General features: G+C 60.1%; 2 protein-coding genes and 1 pseudogene. 1 reads left to right on the top strand and 2 read right to left on the bottom strand.

The annotated features are described in order from the left end of the window. Positions 1–832, top strand: a pseudogene (locus tag WA249_RS18835) (IS91-like element ISCR2 family transposase); the annotation flags it as partial. Between the two features lie 175 nt (positions 833–1,007). On the opposite strand, the gene WA249_RS18830 reads toward WA249_RS18835, so the two are convergent. Together WA249_RS18830 and sul2 are read right to left on the bottom strand one after the other, a co-directional pair. Continuing rightward, positions 1,008–1,310 (bottom strand): phosphoglucosamine mutase, encoded by a 303-nt coding sequence (locus WA249_RS18830; RefSeq protein WP_000251875.1) that lies wholly within the window; start codon positions 1,308–1,310, stop codon positions 1,008–1,010. Positions 1,311–1,396: 86 nt separating this feature from the next. After that, a complete protein-coding gene (gene sul2 / locus WA249_RS18825; protein ID WP_001043260.1) occupies positions 1,397–2,212 on the bottom strand; it encodes a sulfonamide-resistant dihydropteroate synthase Sul2 in 816 nt (271 codons plus the stop codon). Positions 2,213–2,230: the final 18 nt, after the last annotated feature.

Below are 2,230 nucleotides of genomic sequence, written 5' to 3'. Positions count from 1 at the left end.
GCTGACGCACACCATCGCCCACCGGGTGGGTCGCTATCTGGAACGGCAAGGCCTGCTGGAACGGGATGTCGAAAACAGCTATCTGGCCTCGGATGCGGTGGATGACGACCCGATGACACCCCTGCTGGGGCACTCGATCACTTACCGTATCGCTGTCGGTTCACAGGCGGGGCGAAAGGTGTTCACTTTGCAAACTCTGCCGACCAGTGGTGATCCGTTCGGTGACGGGATTGGCAAGGTAGCCGGGTCCAGCCTGCACGCCGGCGTGGCGGCCAGGGCCGATGAACGCAAGAAGCTCGAACGGCTGTGCCGGTACATCAGCCGCCCGGCGGTATCCGAGAAGCGGCTGTCGTTAACACGAGGCGGCAACGTGCGCTACCAGCTCAAGACGCCGTACCGGGACGGCACCACGCACGTCATTTTCGAACCATTGGATTTCATTGCAAGGCTGGCCGCCCTGGTACCGAAGCCCAGAGTCAACCTAACCCGCTTCCACGGGGTGTTCGCACCCAACAGTCGGCACCGGGCGTTGGTCACGCCGGCAAAACGGGGCAGGGGCAACAAGGTCAGGGTGGCTGATGAACCGGCAACACCAGCACAACGGCGAGCGTCGATGACATGGGCGCAACGGCTCAAGCGTGTTTTCAATATCGACATCGAGACCTGCAGCGGCTGCGGCGGCGCCATGAAAGTCATCGCCTGCATTGAAGACCCTATAGTGATCAAGCAGATCCTTGATCACCTGAAGCACAAAGCCGAAACCAGCGGGACCAGGGCGTTACCCGAAAGCCGGGCGCCACCGGCTGAGCTGCTCCTGGGTCTGTTTGACTGACGAGCCTGAAGGCCAACGATACCAATCAAAATGCTGCGTTCACAGCGCCGCGGCAGGGATCCGCCGTGCTGGTTGTCGGAAAAGGAGCCGCTAGTGGGAAAGAGGAGGGTAAATTTTCAGCGTTGCTGGCTCCCCGTCAGCCGGATTGGGTTGCATCGCAGGGGTGTCGAAAGAGTCAACTGCGGTCCAAAGCTGTTGGACTTGGGTGAAAAGGGCGTTTATTCTTCCTATACGTTGTCGGCAGCGGGCCAAAAAGGAATACGTCCATGCCCATCGAGGTGAAACCGGCTGTGAGCGCGGGTTCAAGCATATAGCCCGACAGGCGCGTATCCTTGCCGATCACGACACGATGGCGGTGGTCACCGCGACGAAAGACACGGCCAGCCGCCATGCCGACGCGCAAGGCGGTTTCCGCCGTCATCGCGCCTTCGTTGGCTTTGCCACGAATACCGTCTGTGCCGAAATATTTGCGCACCATAAGGTCGATTATCCTGTCGTCGGGTCGCCCTCAAAGGGGACATGCCTGCTGAACCGCGAATATAGAGAAATATCCCGAATGTGCAGTTAACGAATTCTTGCGGTTTCTTTCAGCGCCGCCAATACCGCCAGCCCGTCGCGCAAGGGGCGCGGCTCGTGTGTGCGGATGAAGTCAGCTCCACCTGCGGCGGCGGCAAGCTCTGCAGCGAGTGTCGCGGCCCCGACATCCCCCGGACCACGGCCTGTGAGCGCGCGCAGAAAGGATTTGCGCGAAACAGACAGAAGCACCGGCAAATCGAAGCGCAGCCGCAATTCATCGAACCGCGCCAGCACCGAGAGCGAGGTTTCGGGAGCAGCCCCCAGAAAAAACCCCATGCCGGGATCAAGGACAAGGCGGTTGCGTTTGATACCGGCACCCGTCAGCGCCGCGATGCGCGCGTCAAAGAACGCCGCAATGTGATCCATGATGTCGCCAGCGGGTGCCTCGCGCCGATCTGCCTGCCCGTCTTGCACCGAATGCATAACGACGAGTTTGGCAGATGATTTCGCCAATTGCGGATAGAACGCAGCGTCTGGAAAACCGCGAATATCATTGAGATAGGCCACACCACGCGACAAGGCATAGGCTTGCGTCGCGGGTTGATAACTGTCGAGCGAGACGGGAATGCCATCTGCCTTGAGCGCGTCCAGCACCGGCGCGATACGCGCGATTTCTGTGTCGGACGAAACAGGCGCGGCGTCGGGATTGCTGGATGCCGGACCGAGGTCGATCACATCTGCCCCCTCGGCCATCAGCTTACGCGCCTGCGCAATGGCTGCGTCTGGCGCCAGATACCGGCCTCCATCGGAGAAACTGTCCGAGGTTATGTTGACGATGCCGAAAATGATGAGCGATTTATTCATGGGGGCTTCTATAATAAT

It is taken from the genome of Acinetobacter sp. 161(2023), from assembly GCF_037027805.1.
In the GTDB taxonomy this organism is placed as follows: domain Bacteria; phylum Pseudomonadota; class Gammaproteobacteria; order Pseudomonadales; family Moraxellaceae; genus Acinetobacter.
Note: the sequence above shows the minus strand (reverse complement) of the source record. Positions and strands in the feature narration are given on the sequence as shown.

What these genes read in the sequence shown, in the direction of transcription:
- WA249_RS18830 (WP_000251875.1), bottom strand. Translation starts at nt 1,310, where the DNA reads ATGGTGCGCAAATATTTCGGCACAGACGGTATTCGTGGCAAAGCCAAC.
- sul2 (WP_001043260.1), bottom strand. Translation starts at nt 2,212, where the DNA reads ATGAATAAATCGCTCATCATTTTCGGCATCGTCAACATAACCTCGGAC.